Here is a 20,251-nt window from a genome sequence, read left to right on the forward strand (position 1 = left end):
ACCTTTGTCGATCATCCTGATGGAGGTCGACTTTGTTCGCTGTATCCCCCCGCACGGCATCCGTCGTTCTGGCGGCCTCGCTGGCCGTCACGCCCCTCGCGCTCCCCGCGTCCGCGTCCGCCGCCGCCAAGCCCTGCCTGCTCGGCAAGTGGAAGCTCACCAAGTACTCCATGAACGCCAAGGGTCCCGGCTCGAAGGCCACGAGCTGGGGCGGCCAGGGAGTCCGCCTGACCGTCGCCGAGAAGTCCGTGACCTATGACTTCGGCGGCTCCAAGCCCATCATCGTCAAGGGCTTCTCGGACGGTGAGAAGTACGACATGAAGACGACCTACAGGAAGCGCCTGACGCTGAAGTCCACGCTGAAGGGCGCGAAGAAGGGCACCTTGGCGCTCAAGCCGAAGAGCGCCAAGGGCGATGCGCGGGCCGCCCTCGTCATGAACGGCGCGCCCTTCATCACCTACAGCGTCGCGAAGGTGTACCGCGAGGGCAGCTGGGAGCCCGTCGCCCCGACCCGTGCCCGCTACACCTGCACCGCCAAGACGGCCAGGTTCAAGATGACGGAGACGGACGAGAGCGGCACCGGCACGGTCGTGCTGGACTACCGGCGCCTCTGACCTTTCGCAGAGGCGAGACGGACCCGTTCGTCTCCTCCGGGGGCGGCACGGACGTTCGCCTCCCGGAAGACGAAGTGAAACTCTCCTGAAATCCGGGCGTCCCGGTACGGGACCTGGGTACTTTTGTCGATCATCCGCCGCATGGAGGAGGCCGACTTGCCCGCCAACCCGGTCCGCCTGTCCCAGGCCGTCGCCCTGGCGGCGGGAGCCGTCCTCGTCCTTCCCGCCTCCGTCTCGGCCGCCGAGGCGTGCGTGCTGGGAGACTGGAGGCTCACCGAGTACCGGTCGGCCGCCAAGGGACGGAACGTGGAGATCAACGCCGAGGGCGGAGAGGGGGCCCGGCTCTCCCTCACCGGGAAGACGGCCTCCTACGGATTCGACAAGGCGAAGAAAGTCGTCACCAAGGGGAACGACAACGGCGACCGCTACGTCTTGAAGAGCGTCTACAAGAAGCGGATCCTCTTCAAGAGCACCTTGAAGGGCTCGAAGAAGGGCACCCTGGTCCTGAAACGGAAGACGGCCACCGGCGACGCCACCGTGAAGCACACCTTCAACACCGTCCCGATGAGCCGGCGCAAGCTCGCCAAGCACTACCGTGACGGCGACGTGGATCCCTTCATCCCCGTCCGCCACGCCTTCACCTGCTCCGGCAGGACGCTGAAGCTCGCCGCGACCCTGTCCGATCCCGTCGCCCCCGCCGCCGTCACCGCGGTCTACCGGCGCCTGTGACCGGCGACGCTCCCGGGAATCCGGACGAGTCCCTTCCCCGTCTCGTACCGTTGGCGACCATCCCCTCACAGCGGTCGGCGTCCGTCTCCACGCCGGAAGGGATCCCCATGCTGGACGGGCCTTTCGACAGCGACGAGGCCTCCGACCGCCTCTCCGAGCTCGAGAAGAGCCAGGACGTCGCGGGGGCGATGGCCGAGGCGTTCACCGCGTTCCTCGCGGTGAACCGCGACTACGTGCAGGAGGCGTGGGGCGAGGAGGTCCTGGCGATCGCCTGCCTGGTCGCGGCGAGGGTCTCCGGGATCGCCCCGGACGAGGAGGCCCACCACTGGCTGGACCGCAATCCCTTCACGGTCTCGCCGGAACTGCGGGACCTGGCCGCGAAGGCCTTCGACCTGGCCACCCGCAAGGAGGACAACCACTACGGCGAGGACGTCGACGACGACTACTGGCGGGAGTTCCTCGACGGCCTCGAGCCCTACCGGAGGTCGCTGGCGGGCGAGCCCCAGGAGCCTCCCTCGCCCTTCGTCCCGGACTTCTCCGGCTCCCCGGAATGGTTCGTCGCCCACTGGGCCACGCCCTATGAGGGCCTCGAGGAGGATTCGGCCTACGCCAGGGCCGCCGAGGCGCTGCGGCGCGGCGTCAACGCCTCGGCCGCCTGGCTGGACTGGTGGCGGCCCGCCGGCCTGCAGGAGCTCTACGTCTTCTGCACCCTCGACGACGGCGAGCCCGTCGAGCGGATCTCCCGGGGGCGCGCCACCGCCGAGGCCTGGGTGGACCTGGGCCACACGCAACACGTTCCGGAAGAGGCCGTGGCCGCCGACGTCAGGCGGGTCCTGGCCGCCGTGGGCGACCACCTCGGTCTGGGCCCCCTCCCTGCCCTTCCCTGAGCCGGGCGTCCCGCGGCCCTAGGCTGAAGGCATGATCAGACACGTCGTGATGTTCACCTGGAAGCCCGAGGCCACCGAGGAGCAGCGGGAGGCCGTGGCCGCTGGGCTGGCGGAGCTGCCCGGGGCGATCCCGCAGATCAGGCGCTACGAGTACGGGCCGGGCATGAACCCCGGCAACAAGGACTTCGTGCTGGTCGCCGACTTCGCCGGCCCCGAGGACTTCGTCGTCTACCGTGACCACCCGGCGCACAGGGCGTTCATCGAGAGGTGCGTCGAGCCGATCGCCGAGGACCTCGCCAGGGCGCAGTACCGGCTCCCCGGTTAGCCGCTTTTAACAAGCGCTTGCTCAGGGTTTAACAAGATGACAACCTGGGTGACTGAGCAAGCGGTTGGGTGGCAGCGGCATAATAAAGGGGTGACTACCACGACGAACAGCGGACGAGCCAGGGCTTCGGCCCGTGAGGGCGGTGGCCGCCGCCGCGCCCGGGGCGCGACGGGGCTGGCCTCCGAACGCCGCGACCATCTGGTCAAGCTGGCCGCGGAACTGTTCGCCAAGAAGGGCTTCCAGGCGACCACGGTCCGCGAGATCGCCGACGAGGCCGGGATCCTCTCCGGCAGCCTCTACCACCACTTCGACTCCAAGGAGTCGATCGTGGACGAGATCCTGTCGAACTTCTTCACCGAGCTGATGGCCGCCGACCGCGCGGCCCTCGAGCAGGGCGGCACCCCCGAGGAGGTGCTCGCCTCCCTGGTGCGCATCTCCTTCGGCACCCTGGAGCCGCACCGAGCCGCGATCACGGTGCTGCAGAACGACTGGAACTACCTCAAGGGCCTCGAGCGCTTCGCCTACCTCATCCAAGCCGAGGAGGAGGTCGAGCAGATGTGGATCGAGGCCATCAAGAACGGCCAGACCGCCGGGCTCTTCCGCCCGGACCTGGATCCCAGGCTCACCTACCGGATGATCCGCGACACCATCTGGGTCAGCGTCCGCTGGTTCCAGCCCAACGAGGGTCTGGACGCCAAGGTCCTGTACGGCCACTACGTCAGCGTGCTGCTCGACGGCATCCACGTGCACTGACCACGCCTCTTTCCCGCGCGTTCCCCACTCGTCCTCCAGCGCCCTCACGAGGCGGCGGCGATCCCTTCTCACCCGCTCAAGGCCCCGCGGCCCGGGCGGGTGTTCGCCGTGCCCGCGCGGGGCCGGCCTCCGCTGACGTCGCCCGGGCGGGAGAGGGCGCGATCTCTCCCGTCCGGACGACGGGTTCCGGCCGGGAGCGCCGATGGCGGTCGGGCTCCCGGTGCATCCCGGGAAAGCTAACCTGAAAATCTTTCGCACGCAAGCGCTTGCTTGGCTGTTTCCCGCCGACATTCCGGCGAACGCCGCATAACGGTTGTGTTTCGAGCCCTTGACGGGTTCGGGTCGCGGGGGCTGTGATGCGTGGGAGCGCTCCCACAACCCCCCAGGGGCTCAACGAAGAGCCCGATTCTCCCCACCCCGTCCCGGGAGGACCACCCATGAAGCCCATCCGCCGATCCGCCGTGATCGCGGCCGTCCTCGCCGGCGTGCTCACCGCCGGCGCGGCCTGCTCCTCCGACGACTCCGGTTCCGGAGACTCGGGGCAGATCACGCTGACCGTCGACACCTTCGGCAGCTTCGGCTACGAGGACCTCTTCGCGCAGTACGAGAAGGACCACGCCGGCATCAAGATCGAGCACCGCAACGAGAAGGAGCACGAGAAGGTCTACGTGCCCAACCTCCTCAAGTACCTGGAGACCAGCAGCGGCGCCGGCGACGTCGTGGCGCTGGAAGAGGGCGTCCTGACGAACCTGCGCGGCCGGTCCGACAAGTTCCTCGACCTCAACCAGTACGGCGCGGCCGAGCTCAAGGACGACTTCCTGCCCTGGAAGTGGAGCCTGGGCCAGAGCCTGGACGGCAAGTCGCTGATGGCCCTCGGCACCGACGTCGGCGGCCTGGCCATGTGCTACCGCTCCGACCTGTTCGAGAAGGCCGGCCTTCCCACCGACCGCGAGGCCGTCGGGCAGCTGTGGCCGACGTGGCAGGCCTACGTCGACACCGGCAAGAAGTTCCAGGAGAAGGTCCCCGGCACCAAGTTCGTGGACGGCCTGACCACGCTGTTCAACGCCTCCCTGTCCCAGGAAGCCCCGAAGAACGGCAACGTCACCTACTTCGACGCCTCCGACAAGTACGTCGCCGACACGAACCCGGCCGTGAAGACCGCGTTCGACTTCGTCACCGGACTCAACAACGAGAAGCTGTCGGCGGGCCTGAAGAGCTTCACCCCGCAGTGGCAGACCGGCTTCAAGAAGGACTCCTTCGCCACCATGGCCTGCCCGGCCTGGATGCTCGGCGTGATCGAGGAGAACGCCGGCGAGGCCTACGCCGGCAAGTGGGACGTCGCGGCGGTGCCCGGCGGCGGCGGCAACTGGGGCGGCTCGTTCCTGGCGGTGCCCAAGCAGTCCGAGCACCCGAAGGAGGCCGCGGACCTGGCCAAGTTCCTGACCAGCGCGCAGTCGCAGATCACCGCGTTCGAGGCGGTCAACGCGCTGCCGACCTCCAAGAAGGCCCTGGCCGACCCGAAGGTCAAGGACGCCAAGGACGCGTACTTCAGCGACGCCCCGGTCGGCGAGATCTTCGCCTCCACCGCGGCCTCGCTCCAGCCCGTCCAGCTCGGCGTGAAGAACGTCGACGTGCGGACGGTGTTCGAGGACGTCCTGGTCGCGCTCGGGCAGGGCAAGCTCAGCCCCGAGGAGGCCTGGAAGAAGGCGGTCGAGGACGGCCGGGACAAGGCCGAATAGACGATCCCGCGAGGCGGCGCCGCAGCGGCGGCGCCGCCCCCGTCCTCGAAAGGCAGTCCCATGCTCGACGTGCGCAAGCGCTCCGCCGCTTCTCCCGCGCCGCCGGCGGTCACCAAGCCGAGGTCCAGGTGGTCCACCTGGTTCGACATCAAGGCCGTGCCCTACCTGCTCGTCTCCCCGTACTTCATCCTCTTCGCGGTCTTCGGCCTGTTCCCGCTGGGCTTCACCCTCTGGGTGTCCCTGCACGACTGGGAGCTGGCGGGCGACCGCGACTGGGTCGGCTTCGCCAACTACACCGAGCTCCTCCAGGACGGCGAGTTCTGGAACTCCGTGGCCAACACGTTCGGCATGTTCGTCCTGGCGACCATCCCGCAGCTCGTGCTCGCGCTGATGCTGGCCAACGCCCTCAACAAGCGCATGCGCTTCCGCCTGCTGTACCGGCTGGGCGTCCTCGTCCCGATGGTCACCTCGATCGTCGCCGTGGCCGTCGTCTTCGGCCAGCTGTTCGCCCGCGACTACGGCTTCGTCAACTGGCTGCTGCGCACCGACGGCCTGGACTGGACGGCCGACAAGTGGAGTTCCTGGTCGGCGATCTCCGTCATGGTCGACTGGCGCTGGACCGGCTACAACGCCCTCATCTACCTGGCCGCGATGCAGGCCATCCCGCGCGACCTGTACGAGGCGGCCTCCATCGACGGCGCCTCCTCCCGCCGGCAGTTCTGGCAGATCACGATCCCCATGCTCAAGCCCGCGATCGTCTTCACCACGATCACCTCGACCATCGGCGGCCTGTCCCTGTTCACCGAGCCGGTGATGTTCGCCCAGGGCGACGTCGGCGGCGGCTCGCTGGGCCAGTTCCAGACGGTGGCCATGTACATGTACGAGAACGCGTTCCGGCACTTCGAGTACGGATACGCCTCGGCGGTCTCCTGGATGCTGTTCATGATGATCCTGCTGGTGTGCTTCTTCAGCTTCCTGTTCACCCGGCGGATCGGGGGCACCAAGTGAAGGCCACCGTGCTCACCCGCGCGACGCTCGTCGTGACGCTGATCCTCTCGGCGTTCCCGATCTACTGGATGTTCGTCGTCGCGACCCGCTCCAACGACGTCGTCGGCATGGTCCCGCCGCCGATGCTGCCGGGCGGCAACCTTGGCGAGAACCTGGAGAGGCTCTTCGCCACCGAGGACGCCAACTTCGCCAAGGGCATGCTGAACTCCGCCCTCGTGGCGACGACCGTGACGCTGTCGGTGGTCGTGCTCAGCAGCCTGGCCGGCTTCGCCTTCGCCAAGCTGCGCTTCCGCGGCCGCGACGGCCTGCTGCTGGTCGTCCTGATCACCATGATGGTGCCGCTCCAGCAGATGGGCATCATCCCGCTCTACATGATGATGGTGAAGTTCGGCTGGACCGGCGAGCTCAAGGCCGTCATCTTCCCGTTCCTGGTGAACGCCTTCGGGGTGTTCCTGATGCGGCAGTACGCCGTCCAGGCCGTGCCCGACGAGCTCATCGAGGCGGCGCGCGTCGACGGATGCTCCACGCTGCGCATCTACTGGAGCGTCGTGCTCCCGGCGCTGCGCCCGGCCATCGCGGTGCTCGCGCTGTTCACCTTCATGCAGACCTGGAACGAGTTCATCTGGCCGATGGCCGTGCTGACGCAGTCGAACCCGACCGTCCAGCTGTCGATCTCCGCGCTGAACGGCGCGCACTTCCAGGACTACACGCTCGTCTTCACCGGGACCGCGCTGGCGACCGTCCCGCTGATCGTCATCTTCGTTCTCTTCGGCCGCCAGATCATCGGCGGCATCATGGAAGGAGCCGTGAAGGCATGACCACTCGGGGGTTTCCGGAGGGCTTCGCCTGGGGGGTCGCCACCTCGGCCTACCAGATCGAAGGCTCCACCGCGGCGGACGGGCGAGGCACGTCCATCTGGGACACCTTCGCCCACACGCCGGGCAGGGTGCTGAACGGCGAGAACGGAGACGTCGCCAACGACCATTACACCCGTTACGCCGAGGACGTGGCCCTCATGGCCTCGCTGGGCGTCGGCGCGTACCGGTTCTCGCTCTCCTGGCCGCGGATCATGCCCGGCGGCACCGTCAACCAGGGCGGTCTCGACTTCTACCGGAGGCTGGCCGACACCCTGCTCGAAGCGGGGATCACGCCCTACGCCACCCTCTACCACTGGGACCTGCCCCAGGAGCTGGAGGACGCCGGGGGCTGGCCCGCCCGGGACACCGCCTACCGGTTCGCCGACTACGCCGCCGTCGTCCGCGAGGCGCTCGGCGACCGCGTCAAGCACTGGTTCACCGTGAACGAGCCGTGGTGCTCGGCCTTCCTCGGCTACGCCTCGGGCGACCACGCGCCGGGCCTGCGCTCGCCGGAGCTCGCCGTCCGCGCCGCCCACCACCTGCTGCTCGCGCACGGCCTGGCCGCGCCGGTCCTGCGCGAGGGCGACGGGCTGGCGGGCGCGGCGCCCAACCTGTACGCGGTCTCGCCCGCCAGCGACAGCGAGCTGGACCTGGACGCCGCCCGCCGCATCGACGGGCTGCAGAACCGCTTCTTCCTGGACGCGCTGCTGCGCGGCTCCTACCCGGAGGACGTCGTGCGGGACCTCGCCCCGTTCGGGTTCGAGGACGTCGTCCAGGCCGGGGACATGGAGCTGATCGGAGGCCCGATCGACTTCCTCGGCGTCAACTACTACTCCCGCCACACCGTGAGCGCCGAGAGCGACGGAGGGGTGGTCGCGACCTCCCCGTTCGCCTCGGCCTCGCCCTGGCCCGGAGCGTCGCACGTCTCCTTCGTCCACGGCGGACGCCCCGTGACCGACATGGGCTGGGAGGTCGACCCCGGCGGCCTGCACGAGATCCTCACCCGGGTCGCCAAGGAGTACCCGTCCGTGCCGCTCTACATCACCGAGAACGGCGCGGCCTACGTCGACACCGTCGTGGACGGCGAGATCGACGACCACGAGCGCCTCTCCTACATCGAGGCGCACCTGGCGGCCTGCCATGACGCGATCGCCGACGGGGTGCCGCTGAAGGGCTACTTCGCCTGGTCGTTCATGGACAACTTCGAGTGGGGCTGGGGCTACGGCAAGCGCTTCGGCCTCGTCCACGTCGACTACGAGACCCAGAAGCGCACGCCGAAGTCCAGCGCCCGCTGGTATGGGCAGATTTCACGGCAAAATGGTCTTCCGTGACTGAACCTCGCCCGACCCTGGAGGCGGTGGCCGCGCGTGCCGGAGTGGGGCGCGGCACCGTCTCCCGGGTCATCAACGGCTCGCCCAAGGTCAGCGAGAAGGCCCGCGAGGCGGTGGAGAAGGCGATCAAGGAGCTGGGCTACGTCCCCAACCCCGCCGCCAGGACGCTGGTGACCCGGCGGACCGACACCGTCGCGCTGGTCGTCTCGGAGTCCGAGGAGCGGGTGTGGGGCGAGCCGTTCTTCGCCGGGATCATCCGCGGCATCAGCTCCGGGCTGTCGAAGACCGGGCTGCAGCTGCTGCTGGCGATGGCCCAGACCCCGGCCGACCACGAGCGGCTGGAACGCTACCTGACCGGCCAGCACGTGGACGGGGCGCTGCTGCTGTCGCTGCACGGCGACGACCCGCTGCCCCGCCACCTGGAGGAGCGCGGCCTGCCGACGGTGATGGCCGGTTCATCCCCCGGCCGGACGCCGGTCGCCTACGTCGACGCCGACAACCGGGGCGGCGCGCGCCAGGCCGTCCAGCACCTCGTCGACCGGGGCAGAAGGCGCATCGCGGCCATCGCAGGGCCGCAGGACATGCAGGTGGGCCTGGACCGTCTGGCCGGATACCGGGAGCTCAACCCCGGCCCCGACCTGGTCGCCCAGGGCGACTTCTCCGAAGGGAGCGGCGCGGCGGCCATGCGCGAACTGCTGGAGCGGTGCCCGGAGCTCGACGCCGTCTACGCCGCCTCCGACCCGATGGCCCTCGGCGCGATGCACGTCCTGCGGGCGGCGGGCCGGAGCATCCCCGGGGACGTGGCGGTGGTCGGCTTCGACGACTCGAAGATGGCCCGGCACACCGAACCGCCGCTCACCTCCGTCCACCAGCCGGTCGAGGAGATGGGCCGGGCGATGGCCGAGCTGCTGGTCGCCCGGATCTCCGGCCGCGCCCCGGACTCCCTGGCGATCATCCTGGAGACCCGTCTGGTGGTCCGCGAGTCCAGCTGACCGGGCAGACTGGAACGGTGTACACCGAACGGGCGGCGCTCGGGGCCCGCGGGGCGGTCTGGCGCAACACCGTGGCCGGCCCCTACCGGGTGCTGCCCGACGGGTGCCTGGACCTGATCTGGACGGGCGCCGAGGTGACCGTCGCCGGGCCCGACACCGGCCCGTACCTGGGCAGTTCGTCCGGGGAGGTCTTCACCGGCCTGCGGCTGGCCTCCGGCGTCGGCCCCCGCGTCCTGGGCGTCCCCGCCCGGGAGCTCACCGACCGGCGGATCCCCTTGGCCGACCTGTGGGGCGGCGCGGAGGCGCGGCGGCTGGCCGAACGGCTCGCCGAGTCCGGCGCCCCGGGCCGGATCCTGGAAGAGGCGGCCGCCGCGCGGCTCGCCGACGCCGGACCGGCCGACCCCGTGGTCGGCGAGGCGCTGGCCGGGCTCGACGCCGGAGACCCGGTGCACGTGATCGCCGTACGGGCCGGGCTGAGCGAGCGGCAGCTGCACCGGCGCTGCCTGGACGCCTTCGGCTACGGCCTGAAGACCTTGGCCCGCATCCGGCGGCTGGGCCGGGCGGTCTCCCTCACCTCGGCCGGGGTGCCGCTCGCCGACGTCGCCTTCCAGGCGGGGTACGCCGACCAGGCCCACCTCAGCCGCGAGGTGAAGACGCTGGCCGGCGTCCCGCCCTCGGCGTTCAGGCCAGCGGGCTGAACAGGTCGATCCCGTTGCCGTCGGGGTCGGAGAGGGTGGCGTAACGCTGGCCCCAGAAGGCGTCCCAGGGCTCGTTCCCGGTGTATCCGGCAGCAGCCATGTGGGCGTAGGTGGCGTCCACCTCGGCGGGGGAGTCGCACAGGAAGGCCAGGCTGACCTGCGCGGAGCCGACGGGAGCGGTCCACTCGGGGTCCATCTCCTTGACGAAGTCCACCGGCTCCCAGGCGAGACGGACGCCCCCCGGCAGCGTCACCTCCACATGGCGCTCGGTGTCGGCCTCCGGCGGAATGTCCAGGCCCAGGGTGCGGTAGAAGGCCAGCGAGGTCGCCATGTCGGTGACCACGAGGCAGATCAGGTCGAGTTGCGGCTTCATGGCTCCACCCTAGGAAGCCGCCGCCCCCGGGGTCTTGAACGAATCAGACACCGGGGGCGGGGCTTTCAGACGAGGCGGGTCACTTGGTCTTGTAGGGCAGAGGAGCCTTGCAGAGGAAGGCGGGCTTGCCGCCGTCGCAGCCCGGGGGCAGGTGCACGACCTGCGGGTCGTGGTCGCTGGCCTTGTCGGAGAACTCGGCGTTGATGTGCACGACGCCGTAGGAGTAGCCCTTGATCGACGGGCTGACCAGGATGTGGTCGAGCGCCTGGGAGTTGCCGTCGAAGACGTAGCTGTAGCGCTCGTTCTCCGGCAGCGTCCCCATGAGGTTGAACAGGTCGGCGCCGCCGCCCGTCAGGGTGGTCATGACGGGGGAGAACTGGAAGTCGTTGATGTCTCCCAGCACGACGACCTTCGCCTTGCCGGAGCTGGCGGTGCTCAGCTCCTTGACGAAGGCGTTGAGCTCGCCCGCCTGCTTGAGCCGCTGCACCTCGCTGCCGCGCGTCGGCGGCTGGTAGCGGCCGTGCAGAGCGTCGTCCCCGCCCTTGGAGGCGAAGTGGTTGGCGATCACGAAGTACTTCTCGCCGTGGAAGACGAACTCGCCGGCCAGCGGCTTGCGGCTGGACTCCCAGGCGTCGCTGCCGGGGTTCACGCGGCCGGGCGAGACCGACAGCCGGACGTCGTTCTTCTTCTTGCCCTTGACGACGGCGACGGCCGTGGTGGCGTCGCCGCCCTCGCGGTCCACGAAGTCGACCCGCTCGGGATCGAAGAGGAACGCCTGCCGGATGTTGCCGCCGGGCTGGCCGCCGTCCGCGCCGTCGACCGGGTCGATCTGGCGCCAGCGGTACTTCGGCCCGCCCGCCTTCTGGATCGCGGCGGCGAACTTCGCGAGGGTCTTCTCGGCGCCGACGGTGCCGTCGCCGGTGGGGCCGTTGTCGTCCTGGATCTCCTCCAGGGCGACGATGTCGGGGGAGGCGAGGTTGCCGACGACGCCTTCGGCGAGCCGGGCGAACTTGGCGTCGTCGTTGGTGGCGGCCAGGTTCTCCACGTTGTAGGTGGCGATGCTCAGGCTGCCGGCCTTGTGGCGCTTCACCGCCTGCCGCTTGAGCCCGCCGTCCCGCTCGGTGCCGACCTGCGAGGCGATCATCGTGTAGCCGCCGTACTGCTGGTAGTCCAGCGGGCCGGCCGAGGTGCCCTTCAGGGTGTCGCCGACGTCGACCTTCGGCGCGTCACCGGCCATCGGGATGATCTTGATCCGGCCGTTGTTGGGAGTCTCGTACGACTTGTAGATGACACCGCCCCGGGGCGTCGGGTTCTGCCCGGGCTCGGTCTCGACCCACATCTCGCCGTACTCGTTGGCGGCGCTGACGACCCGGGTGTCGGCCACCGAGACGCGCATGCCCTCGTGCGCCTCGAACCAGTCGAGCGTGGACTGCGAGGGGGCGAGCGGGAGGCCCTCGACGCTGCCGCCCGGCTGCGCGACGTAGGCACCGGGCAGAGTGCCGGGCCCGATCGCCGCGGCGTCGGGCAGGGCGTTGCCCGAGCCGGTCTTCGTGACGGTCGGGGCGGTGATCTCGGTGAGGGTCTGGTTGGCCCCGCCGCCCGGACGGTACTCGGTGACCCGTCCGCTGACCAGCACCGAGTCGCCCGCCTCCACGGCAGGGACGGCGTCGGTGTAGACGAAGACGCCTTCGCTGGTGGCCGGGTCCGCGTCGGGCTCGGGGTCCTGGATCCAGAAGCCCCGGGAGCCGGACGCCCGGACGCCCGTGACGACGCCGGGCACGTCCGCCACGTTCTGGCCGTTCAGCGGCGAGATCCGGGTGGTGCCCTGGACGTCGCGGATGCGCTTGGCCGCGGGGGGCTCCCCGCCGGGGCCCTCGACGTCGACCGTCTGGCCCGCCGCGTTCGTCGGCGTCGGGACACCGGACCTGAAGTCGGCGGAGTTCACGTCCGTGTCGACGAGGGCGGAGCGCGCCGAGGAGGTGGTGTTGCTCAGCACGGGCGCGGCGGTGCCCTCGCGGACCACCGCGCTGCCGAAGCCCACGAGATCCTTGACGGAGGCGTCGGCGGCGCAGTCGGCGGCCGTCTTGCAGGTCAGCGCGTCCGTGCCCGCGACGAGGGCGACGGTGCCGTTGGTCGCCGACATCGGGATCGAGCCGACGGCGTCGGGCGCGGGCAGCGCCAGCGTGCCGCCTGATCCGGCCGCCTCCTGGACGAGGAACCGCCCGCCGGCCGGGACGGTCCCGCCGAGCGGCGTCACCTGCCAGGTGGTGGAGGCGCCCGGCGAGGCGGAGATGTACTGGACGCTGTAGCCGTCCAGGCTGAGAGGGGCCGTCCCGGCATTGGCCAGTTCGATGAAGTCGTTGGTGAGGACCGCGCCGGAGTTGCCGCCGCCGCCGTACACCTCGGAGATGAGGAGGTCGGCCGACGCCGCGTGCGCGGGCGGCGCCGCGGCCAGCGCCACGGGCAGGCTCAGCGCCGCGAGCAGCCAGCCGAACCGGGACGCCCGGCGGGGCGCCGCGAGGGGGGTTGTCACGGGAGGCTCCTAGAGAGTGATCAATGATCTACGCGTCAGGATCCTGCTTTCCCGCCGTCAGGAAAAGGGGAGATTCCCACTAATCGGGGAGTGTTCAGCCGGATGGGGTTGGAGATTCACCCAGCCCTCATCCGGCCTCCCCGGCCTCCCCGGACGGCAGCGTGCTCCTGGCCGCCTCGGAGGCCTCGGCGAGCCGGTGCCGGAGCGTCCGCAGCAGCTCGTCGCTCTGCTCGGTGAGGCGGTCGATGGCCGGGACCGCCAGCTCGTCCCGGACGGTGTCGGCCAGCAGGTCGTCGTACTCCCGGTCGCGTTCGGCGAGCTCCTCCAGGGCGCGGCAGGCGCGGTAGGCGGCGTCGGCCTCCATCGCGCTGCGGGCGTAGCGCTCCACCGCCTCCGCCCTGAGCGTGACGGCGGCGACCGAGATCCGGAGCTTCTCCCGCTGGGCCTCCCGGAGCCCGTCGAGGCCGGGGGCGAGGTCCAGCGCCTCGGCTTCGCGGCGCAGCCGGGAGTGGCGGGCCAGCACCTGGGCGATCTCCCACTCCTGGCGGGGCAGCTCCACCTCCGGGTCGAGTCCCTCCAGCACGCCCTCGCGCACCACCTGGGCGCCGCGCACCTGCTCGGCGGCCCGCTGGACGCGGACCAGCAGCGCCGCGGCCTCGGCGTCGAAGTCCTCGGGCAGCAGGTAGCGGTCGGCGCGGTCGCCCAGCGCGCGGGCGCGGCGGAGGTCGTCCAGCAGCAGCCGGGCGCCGAAGGAGCCGACCACCAGGGGCAGGACCAGCCAGAGCCACGCGCCGCCGAGCAGGAAGAAAGCGGCGATGCCCACCGCGGCCAGTACGAGCGGGACCAGCCGCAGCACCGGGCCGCGCCGGGCCACCAGCGAGTCCAGCTCGGTGCGCAGGGTCGGGTCGGCCACCGGGCGCGGCGTGCCCGGCGCCTCGCCGGCCGGGGCCACCAGGGTCCAGGAGGACGGCACGTGCGTCTCGAACGCGAAGTCCCCCACGGAGATGTCCACCTCGGCGGGGCCGGGGTCCAGCGGCCACGCGCCCACCGGGCGGTCGCCCGACCCGCCCTGGAACAGCACCCACCAGCCGCCCCGCCCGTCGTCGCAGCGGTATCTGCCCGGAGGCATGTCGATGCCGACGAAGTACGTCCCCGTACCGGGGATCATGTGCGTGAGAGTCACCCGCCCGCTCCGCTCCGCTCGCCGCCCCCCAAAGGCGTCGACGGTTGACCTACCCGCGAGAGGGCCGAAATATAACGACCGGTTCAGGACGTCTCCGCGAGAGACCGGAGCAGGAACAGCGTGAAGGCCGCGAGAGTGGTGTTGTCGAACACCACCCCGTCCCGGACCAGCTTCTCGAACTCCGCGCGGGAGACCCAGCGCTGCTCCATCTCCTGCTCGGTGTGCTCGCGGTCCACCGGCCCCCGGGTCAGCCCGGTGGCGAGGAAGACGTCGCACTCCTGGCTGGTCAGCCCCGGCGCGACGGCCACCCGGCCGAGCCGGGTGAGGGAGGCGGCGCGCAGCCCCGTCTCCTCGGCCAGTTCCGCGCGGGCCAGCTCCTCGCCGGGCGGCCCGTCCCCGGGCCAGGTCCCCTGGACGAACTCCCACGACCGGCGGCGCAGCGGATACCGGTACTGCTCGACGAGATGGAACCCGCCGTCCTCGTACGGGACGACGCAGGCCGCCGTGGGCTTGTCCACCACCGAGTACAGCCCCGGCGAACCGTCCGGATGGCTGATCCTGTCCTCGCGCAGGCTCATCCACCGGTTCCGGTAGACCTCCCGCGACGAAATCTGCCGCACCCTGCTCCTCCGCTCCCTCGCGCCTGCCCTAACCTTCGACCATGATCGAGCATCCGCCCGTCGTGCACGACGACCCCGCGGGAGAACCGCCCTGGGCGCTGCAGCTGGCCGTCCGGGTCGAGAAGGCCGAGCCGCCCGCGCACGAGGCGGCCTGCGCCGCGGCGGCCTCGGCCGTCGTCCGCCTGCTGGCCGACCCGGCCTTCGCCGAGGAGGTGCGGCGCTGGGAGGACGGGCGGATCCGCAAGGTCGTGCGGCGGGCCAGGGGCGCGCGCTGGAAGGAAGTGCAGGAGCTGCCCGGAGTGACCGTCTCCTGGCGGGGGGCCGAGGCCCGCGCCTTCGCGCCGGGGCCGGTCGACGGGGTCCCGGCGGCGGTGGCGAAGCTCCAGGTGGCGGGGACCGACCTGGAGCACGCCGAGGCGCCCGCGCCCGCCGCCCCCTACGGGGCGGTCGTGCTCAACCCCGGGGCGGGGATGAGCACGGGCAAGGCCGCCGCGCAGACCGGACACGCCGCGCACCTGCTCTACCGCTCGCTCGGCCCGGCGGAGCGGGAGGCCTGGCTGGAGAACGGCGCGCCGGTGCACCTGGCGGACACGCCCTGGCGCGAGGCCGTCGCGCGCGCCGCCGTGCACATCCGCGACGCCGGGTACACCGAGGTCGCGCCCGGCACGATGACCGCCGTCGCCTGGCTCGTCACCGACCGCCCGGGCGCTGCCAGCGGTTGAGCGTGTTGAGCGCGATCTCCTGGGTGCGGGACAGGCCGGAGGGAGCGGGGCCGCCCTGCGGCGCCATCCCCTGCGGGGCGCCCGCGGGGACGCCCGCCGGGACGGGGCCGTGCTGCGCGGGGAGGCCCTGCTGCCCGGACGCCTGCAGCCGTGCGGCGCGGACCCGGGCGCTCAGCGCGTAGGACAGGAACAGCAGCACCCCGAAGACCAGCGTGTACACGGCGTGCTCGGCCAGCGTGACGAACTGGCCCTTGACGACGTCCAGGACGCACAGGCCGGCGAAGCCGACGACCCAGCCGAGCAGTCCCGGCAGGAACCAGACGTCCCGCTTGCGGAGGAGCCCGGCCGCCGTGAGGGCGAGCAGCAGCGCTTCCGCGCACTTGACGGCGACGAGGACCGGCATGGCGAGCCCCTCGCCGAAGTAGACGGCGACCTCCACCTTCCGGTTGCTGAACCCCAGCAGGCCGGTGACGAGGTTCGTCAGCCCGTACAGCACCAGGAAGACGCCGATGGCGTAGTGCTGCCGGTGCCAGGCTCCACCGGAGGCCGCCGCGGGCTGCGGAGCGTGCCCCTGGGGGGCGAAGCCCTGCTGGGGCTGCGGGTATCCCTGCTGAGGCTGCTGGAAGGGCTGCTGGAAGGGCTGCGGCGGCGGGGAAGGCTGCTGGAAGGGCTGCTGCGGAGGGGAAGGCCGCTGTTCGGCCTGCGGCTGCGGCAGCGGGGCGACCTGGCGGTCCCGCTGCTCGTCCTTCACGTCTTCGGAGGGCCGGTCCTGCTGGGGCATGGGCACGGGCCGGGTGTGGTCCATGACCGTCTCCCCGGACACCGGCGCGGAGTCCCGCACGGTCTGCGCGAAGTCCACGGCGGCGGGGCGCTGCTCGGGATACGCGGCCCCCAGCTGCGGAGTCACGTCGGACCCGTCCTGCCCGCCCTCAGGCTCGGGGGGCGAAGGCTGACCCGGCAGGGCGAAGTCCCGCCGGGTGGAGTACGGGTCCTGCGACATCGTCAATACCTCTCATCGTCGGCTATCAGAAAATCTATCCCGATTGCCAAGGAAGAGCATTGCGATCTAGTCCATAAGGGGGGTCGTCGAACTAGATCCGGCGCTTCCCCTTGCGGGGGCCGTGGCGTGCGGGAAGTGTGAATACCGTCGGGCCACGCGATCTCTGCGAAAGTGAGCAACGGGAATGCCTGACGACACGGGGACGACCGCGCCTGTGCAGTCCATGCAGACGCGGATCGATTATCTGGAACGGCTCGGCGACGAACTCGTCGGGCGCGGTCTGAGGGTGAGGCTGACCATGCCGCTCGGCACGGCGCCCTGCCTGCACGTGATGAATCCGGAAGCGTCCGCTCTGACGGAGAACATCCTGGCTGAGCGCGGCGTGGACGGTTGGTGGTTCTGGTGGTCGTGGGCCGAGCGCATAGCCGAGGCCGACGACGTTCCGGGAGCCGCGGCCCGGGTCGCGCAAGTACTCGCGGCGAGCCCGGTCACGTGACTTGAGAAGCGGTGTTCCACGGCACCGAACGTGCGGCATGGTGGAACACCGCCCTTCGCCGGTTCGAACTCCGGCTCCTCTCCCACGGCCCTTGCGGCCAAGCGATCGCTTGTTAGATTGGCGGGGCACCGGTTCCGCCAACGGACGGGTGCGGCCGATGATCGTGTTCGGGGGGAGGGAGACGTCTCATGCCGCGAACAGGACGAAGAAGACGCATCTACGGGGCGGTGGGGCTGGCGCTGTGCTGCCTTCCCGTCTCCGCCCCCCGTCCCGCCCTCGCGGACCCGATTCCCGACGGGCGGGGACGCGACGCGGTGCCCGCCTACCTGGGCGCCCCGGCCGTGCCCGAACCCATCCCGGGGCGGCCGGTTCCGGCCAATCCGCACATGGGTCCCCCCGGCTACGCCGCGATGCACGCCGACAGCCACGCGTCCGACACCTACCCGTTCCTCGGCCCGATGGGACACGACCCGCAGGTGCTCACCGAGGCCAAGGCGAACGGGCTGCCCGGCCTGTGCTCGACGGTCAACCGGGCGCGCCGCAGCGGGCTGCTCGTCGCCCAGTGCACCAGGGTCGGCACGTTCACGCTGCGGCTCATCGACCCGCGCACCCTGAAGGACCTGGCCGTCCACGAACTTCCCGGGCGCCCCTCGACCGTGCAGGCGGTGACCGGCCTCGAACTCGACAAGGTGCTCACCGACACCTCCGGCGGCGCCTACTTCTACCTCGACTCCCAGGACCGCGCGGTCCTCGCGGACTCCGCCTTCCGCATCCGCCGGTTCGCGCACGTGCGCACCCCGAAGGGCTGGCGCTTCAAGGTCGTCGACGACTGGGACCTCCGCAAGCACGTCCCGCACTCCTGCCCGACCTGGACGAAGCCGAAGCCCGAGGGGGAGTGCGACCCCGTCACCTCGGTGCAGCCCGACTGGAAGGGCCTCATCTGGTGGGTCACCCGCAAGGGGCGGATCGGCACCCTGGACCCGCGCAGCGGCCGGATCCGGGTGCTGCGCCTCAAGGGCGAGGAGATCCAGAACTCCTTCGCCGCGAGCCGCGACGGGGTCTCCATCGTCAGCGACCACGCCCTCTACAGGCTCCGCGCGGACGCCCGGGGCCGGCCGAAGGTGCTGTGGCGCGAGACCTACGACCGGGGAGTGCGCCGCAAGTCCGGCCAGATCGACCGGGGATCCGGCACCACGCCCACCTTCCTGGGCGACCGAGCCGAGTACGTCGCCATCACCGACAACGCCGAACCGCGCATGAACGTGCTCGTCCACCGGGCCCGCGACGGGAAACGCCTCTGCAAGGTGCCGGTGTTCCAGAAGAACAAGTCGGCCGGGGACAACTCCCTGATCGGCTTCGGACGCAGCCTCGTGGTGGAGAACAACTCCGGCTACCGCAACTTCGTGGAGCTCGCCCCCGGAGCCTCGTCCGTGGGAGGCCTGAGCCGGGTCGACATCACCTCCCACGGCTGCAGGACCGTCTGGACGAGCAAGGAGCGCAGCCCCTCCACCGTCGCCAAGGCCAGCGTTCCCGGCGGCCTCGTCTACGCCTACACGAAGGAGCCCCGCAGGGACGGCATAGACGCCTGGTACCTGACGGCGATCGACTTCCACACCGGACGGACCGCCTACAAGGTCCTGACCGGCACCGGCAAGTACTTCGACAACAACTGGGCGCCCATCAACCTCGGTCCGGACGGCACCGCGTACATAGGCGTCGTAGGCGGTCTCGTGGCCGTCCGCGACAGGCGCTGAACCCCGGGCGGCTCCTAGAATTCTTCGGTGAGCAAGCAGCGTTTCGGGATCCTCATCAGGCCTTCCGCCAACCGGGTGTACGCGGAGTCGTCGGTCGCCCTCATGGAGGCGGAGCTGGAAGTCCTCGACCGGGCCGTCCTCGGCGGCCGGATCACGGACGTGGAGAGCCGGCCCATCGGCGGGGTCCCCTACCTGACCTTCTCCGCCGAGGACCTCTCCGAGAGGGACGTCGCCTTCCTGTCCAACCTGTCGTCCCTCTACGCCCTGTTCCGCCTGGCGGAGGACGGCGACGCCCTTCACCCGGTCGGGCTGCACCCCCTCGACCGGCTGGACGACGACCTGCTGACCATCCAGAAGTACGCGGGGAAGACCAACGAGTACTTCACCAAGCTGCTGCTGAACGTCGCCCTCTGGTCCTCGGCGTCCGGCCCGCACATGGCGGACCGGACGCTGCGGGTCCTCGACCCCATGTGCGGCCGGGGCACCACCCTCAACCAGGCGATGATGTACGGGTACAACGCCGACGGCGTGGACATCGACGGCAAGGACTTCGAGGCCTACGCGGGCTTCCTGCGCACCTGGATGAAGCGCAAGCGGATCAAGCACACCGCCGAGATCGTCCCCGTCCGCCGGGACCGCAGGCTCGTGGGCCGCAGGCTCGACGTCACCTACGGACTGTCGAAGAAGGAGTACAAGTCCGGAGACAGGCGCAGGCTGACGGTGGTCAACGCCGACACCCTCCGGGCAGCGGACCTCTTCGCCGCGGACTCCTTCGACGTGATCGTGACCGACGCCCCGTACGGCGTCCAGCACGGCGCCCGCAACCGGGAGGCCCTCACCCGCAGCCCGCTGGAGCTGCTCGCCCGGGCACTGCCCGGCTGGGTGCGGCTGCTGCGGCCGGGAGGGGTGGTCGGCATCTCCTGGAACACCTGCGTCACCAGCCGCGAGGACGCCCTGGCGGCCCTGGCCGAGGCCGGTCTCGAGCCGTTCGACGAGGGCCCCTACCGGCGGTTCCGGCACCGGGTCGACCAGGCGATCACCCGCGATGTGATCGTCGCCCGCAGGCCCTGAGCGGCCCTCAGGAGCCCTGGGCGGGGCCCAGCCGGTTCTCGGGCAGGCCCGGAAAGGGACTGGGCGGGCTGGTGCGGGTCCAGCGGACCCGCCTGGTCATCGCCTCCTGCATCGCCTGGGCGGCGAACTTGCGCAGGGCGGCGTCCGAGGCCCCGGCCAGCCCCAGGTAGGCCGAGATCAGCTCCTCCTCCAGCCCGGCCGCGATCTGGGCGGGGGCGCCGTCGGGCAGCCGGTAGGAGGGCTCGGCGGCCACCGGGTCGCCTTTCCGCTGGGAGACCAGGGCGGAGATCCGGTCGCGGCGGGTCCGGTGGGCCTGCCACAGGGCCGTGCTCTGCCGCCTGGCCGTGCCGCTCTGGCGGGCGCCGGTCAGCCCGTAGCCGTAGACCGCCCGGTGCTCGGCGGCCAGGACCGTCTGCAGGCGATCCAGATCGCTCATCCCAGCCCCAGCGCGGTGGCGTGCCCGGCCTCGCAGGCCCCGATGCTGGCCAGCAGCTGCGCCAGCCCGGCGGGAGCCCCGGCCATGTCGGCGACCCGGGCCGCCGCGGCCTCCTTCTCGGCGCCTCGCG

At 71.0% G+C, this 20,251-nt stretch carries 21 protein-coding genes; 15 read left to right on the forward strand and 6 right to left on the reverse strand.

Going from position 1 to position 20,251, the window contains the following annotated elements:
* Positions 1-32 precede the first annotated feature (32 nt).
* From ABD327_RS14895 to ABD327_RS14945, 11 genes are all read left to right on the forward strand, one after another.
* Positions 33-614: a hypothetical protein gene (locus ABD327_RS14895; RefSeq protein ID WP_344450950.1), complete on the forward strand. Its 582-nt coding sequence runs from the start codon at positions 33-35 to the stop codon at positions 612-614.
* Positions 615-755: 141 nt separating this feature from the next.
* Positions 756-1,343, forward strand: a complete 588-nt coding sequence (locus ABD327_RS14900; protein ID WP_344450951.1) for a hypothetical protein — start codon at positions 756-758, stop codon at positions 1,341-1,343.
* A 107-nt stretch (positions 1,344-1,450) separates the two neighbouring features.
* The gene (locus tag ABD327_RS14905) at positions 1,451-2,230 is read left to right on the forward strand and encodes a DUF4259 domain-containing protein (RefSeq protein WP_344450952.1); all 780 of its coding nucleotides are present in this window, start codon (positions 1,451-1,453) and stop codon (positions 2,228-2,230) included.
* A gap of 31 nt (positions 2,231-2,261) precedes the next feature.
* The gene (locus tag ABD327_RS14910) at positions 2,262-2,555 is read left to right on the forward strand and encodes a Dabb family protein (RefSeq protein WP_344450953.1); all 294 of its coding nucleotides are present in this window, start codon (positions 2,262-2,264) and stop codon (positions 2,553-2,555) included.
* A 90-nt stretch (positions 2,556-2,645) separates the two neighbouring features.
* On the forward strand, positions 2,646-3,308 hold the full coding sequence (locus tag ABD327_RS14915; protein ID WP_344450954.1) for a TetR/AcrR family transcriptional regulator: 663 nt from the start codon (positions 2,646-2,648) through the stop codon (positions 3,306-3,308).
* A 437-nt stretch (positions 3,309-3,745) separates the two neighbouring features.
* Positions 3,746-5,047, forward strand: coding sequence for an extracellular solute-binding protein (locus ABD327_RS14920; protein WP_344450955.1), 1,302 nt, complete (start codon positions 3,746-3,748; stop codon positions 5,045-5,047).
* Positions 5,048-5,107: 60 nt separating this feature from the next.
* Positions 5,108-6,055, forward strand: a complete 948-nt coding sequence (locus tag ABD327_RS14925; RefSeq protein ID WP_344450956.1) for a carbohydrate ABC transporter permease — start codon at positions 5,108-5,110, stop codon at positions 6,053-6,055.
* Entirely contained in the window at positions 6,052-6,873 is an 822-nt protein-coding gene (locus tag ABD327_RS14930; protein WP_344450957.1) for a carbohydrate ABC transporter permease, read from the forward strand. Before ABD327_RS14925 ends, ABD327_RS14930 begins: the two co-directional genes overlap by 4 nt.
* A complete protein-coding gene (locus ABD327_RS14935; RefSeq protein WP_344450958.1) occupies positions 6,870-8,243 on the forward strand; it encodes a GH1 family beta-glucosidase in 1,374 nt (457 codons plus the stop codon). The genes ABD327_RS14930 and ABD327_RS14935 overlap by 4 nt, the downstream gene beginning before the upstream one ends.
* A complete protein-coding gene (locus ABD327_RS14940; protein WP_344450959.1) occupies positions 8,240-9,235 on the forward strand; it encodes a LacI family DNA-binding transcriptional regulator in 996 nt (331 codons plus the stop codon). The genes ABD327_RS14935 and ABD327_RS14940 overlap by 4 nt, the downstream gene beginning before the upstream one ends.
* A 17-nt stretch (positions 9,236-9,252) precedes the next feature.
* A complete protein-coding gene (locus ABD327_RS14945) occupies positions 9,253-9,933 on the forward strand; it encodes a helix-turn-helix domain-containing protein (protein ID WP_344450960.1) in 681 nt (226 codons plus the stop codon).
* On the opposite strand, the gene ABD327_RS14950 is transcribed toward ABD327_RS14945, so the two are convergent.
* The 4 genes from ABD327_RS14950 to ABD327_RS14965 form a co-directional block, all read right to left on the reverse strand.
* Positions 9,917-10,306, reverse strand: a complete 390-nt coding sequence (locus ABD327_RS14950) for a VOC family protein (protein WP_344450961.1) — start codon at positions 10,304-10,306, stop codon at positions 9,917-9,919. The two genes, ABD327_RS14945 and ABD327_RS14950, sit on opposite strands and share 17 nt — an antisense overlap.
* A gap of 79 nt (positions 10,307-10,385) precedes the next feature.
* Complete coding sequence (locus tag ABD327_RS14955; RefSeq protein ID WP_344450962.1) at positions 10,386-12,839, reverse strand: lamin tail domain-containing protein; 2,454 nt, start codon at positions 12,837-12,839, stop codon at positions 10,386-10,388.
* Positions 12,840-12,966: 127 nt separating this feature from the next.
* Entirely contained in the window at positions 12,967-14,022 is a 1,056-nt protein-coding gene (locus tag ABD327_RS14960; protein WP_344450963.1) for an Rv1352/Rv1906c domain-containing protein, read from the reverse strand.
* A gap of 83 nt (positions 14,023-14,105) precedes the next feature.
* The gene (locus tag ABD327_RS14965; RefSeq protein WP_344450964.1) at positions 14,106-14,642 is read right to left on the reverse strand and encodes an NUDIX domain-containing protein; all 537 of its coding nucleotides are present in this window, start codon (positions 14,640-14,642) and stop codon (positions 14,106-14,108) included.
* A gap of 41 nt (positions 14,643-14,683) precedes the next feature.
* Between ABD327_RS14965 and ABD327_RS14970 the strand changes: the two genes are divergently transcribed.
* Positions 14,684-15,364: a peptidyl-tRNA hydrolase gene (locus ABD327_RS14970; protein ID WP_344450965.1), complete on the forward strand. Its 681-nt coding sequence runs from the start codon at positions 14,684-14,686 to the stop codon at positions 15,362-15,364.
* On the opposite strand, the gene ABD327_RS14975 is transcribed toward ABD327_RS14970, so the two are convergent.
* Complete coding sequence (locus ABD327_RS14975) at positions 15,333-16,370, reverse strand: hypothetical protein (protein ID WP_344450966.1); 1,038 nt, start codon at positions 16,368-16,370, stop codon at positions 15,333-15,335. The two genes, ABD327_RS14970 and ABD327_RS14975, sit on opposite strands and share 32 nt — an antisense overlap.
* Positions 16,371-16,548: 178 nt before the next feature.
* On the opposite strand from ABD327_RS14975, the gene ABD327_RS14980 reads away from it, so the two are divergent.
* The 3 genes from ABD327_RS14980 to ABD327_RS14990 all read left to right on the forward strand — a co-directional run bounded on the left by ABD327_RS14980 (position 16,549) and on the right by ABD327_RS14990 (position 19,685).
* Positions 16,549-16,860 (forward strand): hypothetical protein, encoded by a 312-nt coding sequence (locus ABD327_RS14980; RefSeq protein ID WP_344450967.1) that lies wholly within the window; start codon positions 16,549-16,551, stop codon positions 16,858-16,860.
* Positions 16,861-17,048: 188 nt separating this feature from the next.
* Positions 17,049-18,614, forward strand: coding sequence for a hypothetical protein (locus ABD327_RS14985; protein ID WP_344450968.1), 1,566 nt, complete (start codon positions 17,049-17,051; stop codon positions 18,612-18,614).
* A 27-nt stretch (positions 18,615-18,641) separates the two neighbouring features.
* Entirely contained in the window at positions 18,642-19,685 is a 1,044-nt protein-coding gene (locus tag ABD327_RS14990) for a TRM11 family SAM-dependent methyltransferase (RefSeq protein ID WP_344450969.1), read from the forward strand.
* 7 nt (positions 19,686-19,692) lie between these two features.
* Here ABD327_RS14990 and ABD327_RS14995 read toward each other — a convergent pair whose 3' ends face one another.
* A complete protein-coding gene (locus tag ABD327_RS14995; RefSeq protein ID WP_344450970.1) occupies positions 19,693-20,121 on the reverse strand; it encodes a ferritin-like domain-containing protein in 429 nt (142 codons plus the stop codon).
* Positions 20,122-20,251 lie beyond the last annotated feature (130 nt).

This window comes from Actinocorallia aurantiaca (assembly GCF_039533685.1).
Taxonomy (GTDB): Bacteria; Actinomycetota; Actinomycetes; order Streptosporangiales; family Streptosporangiaceae; genus Actinocorallia; species Actinocorallia aurantiaca.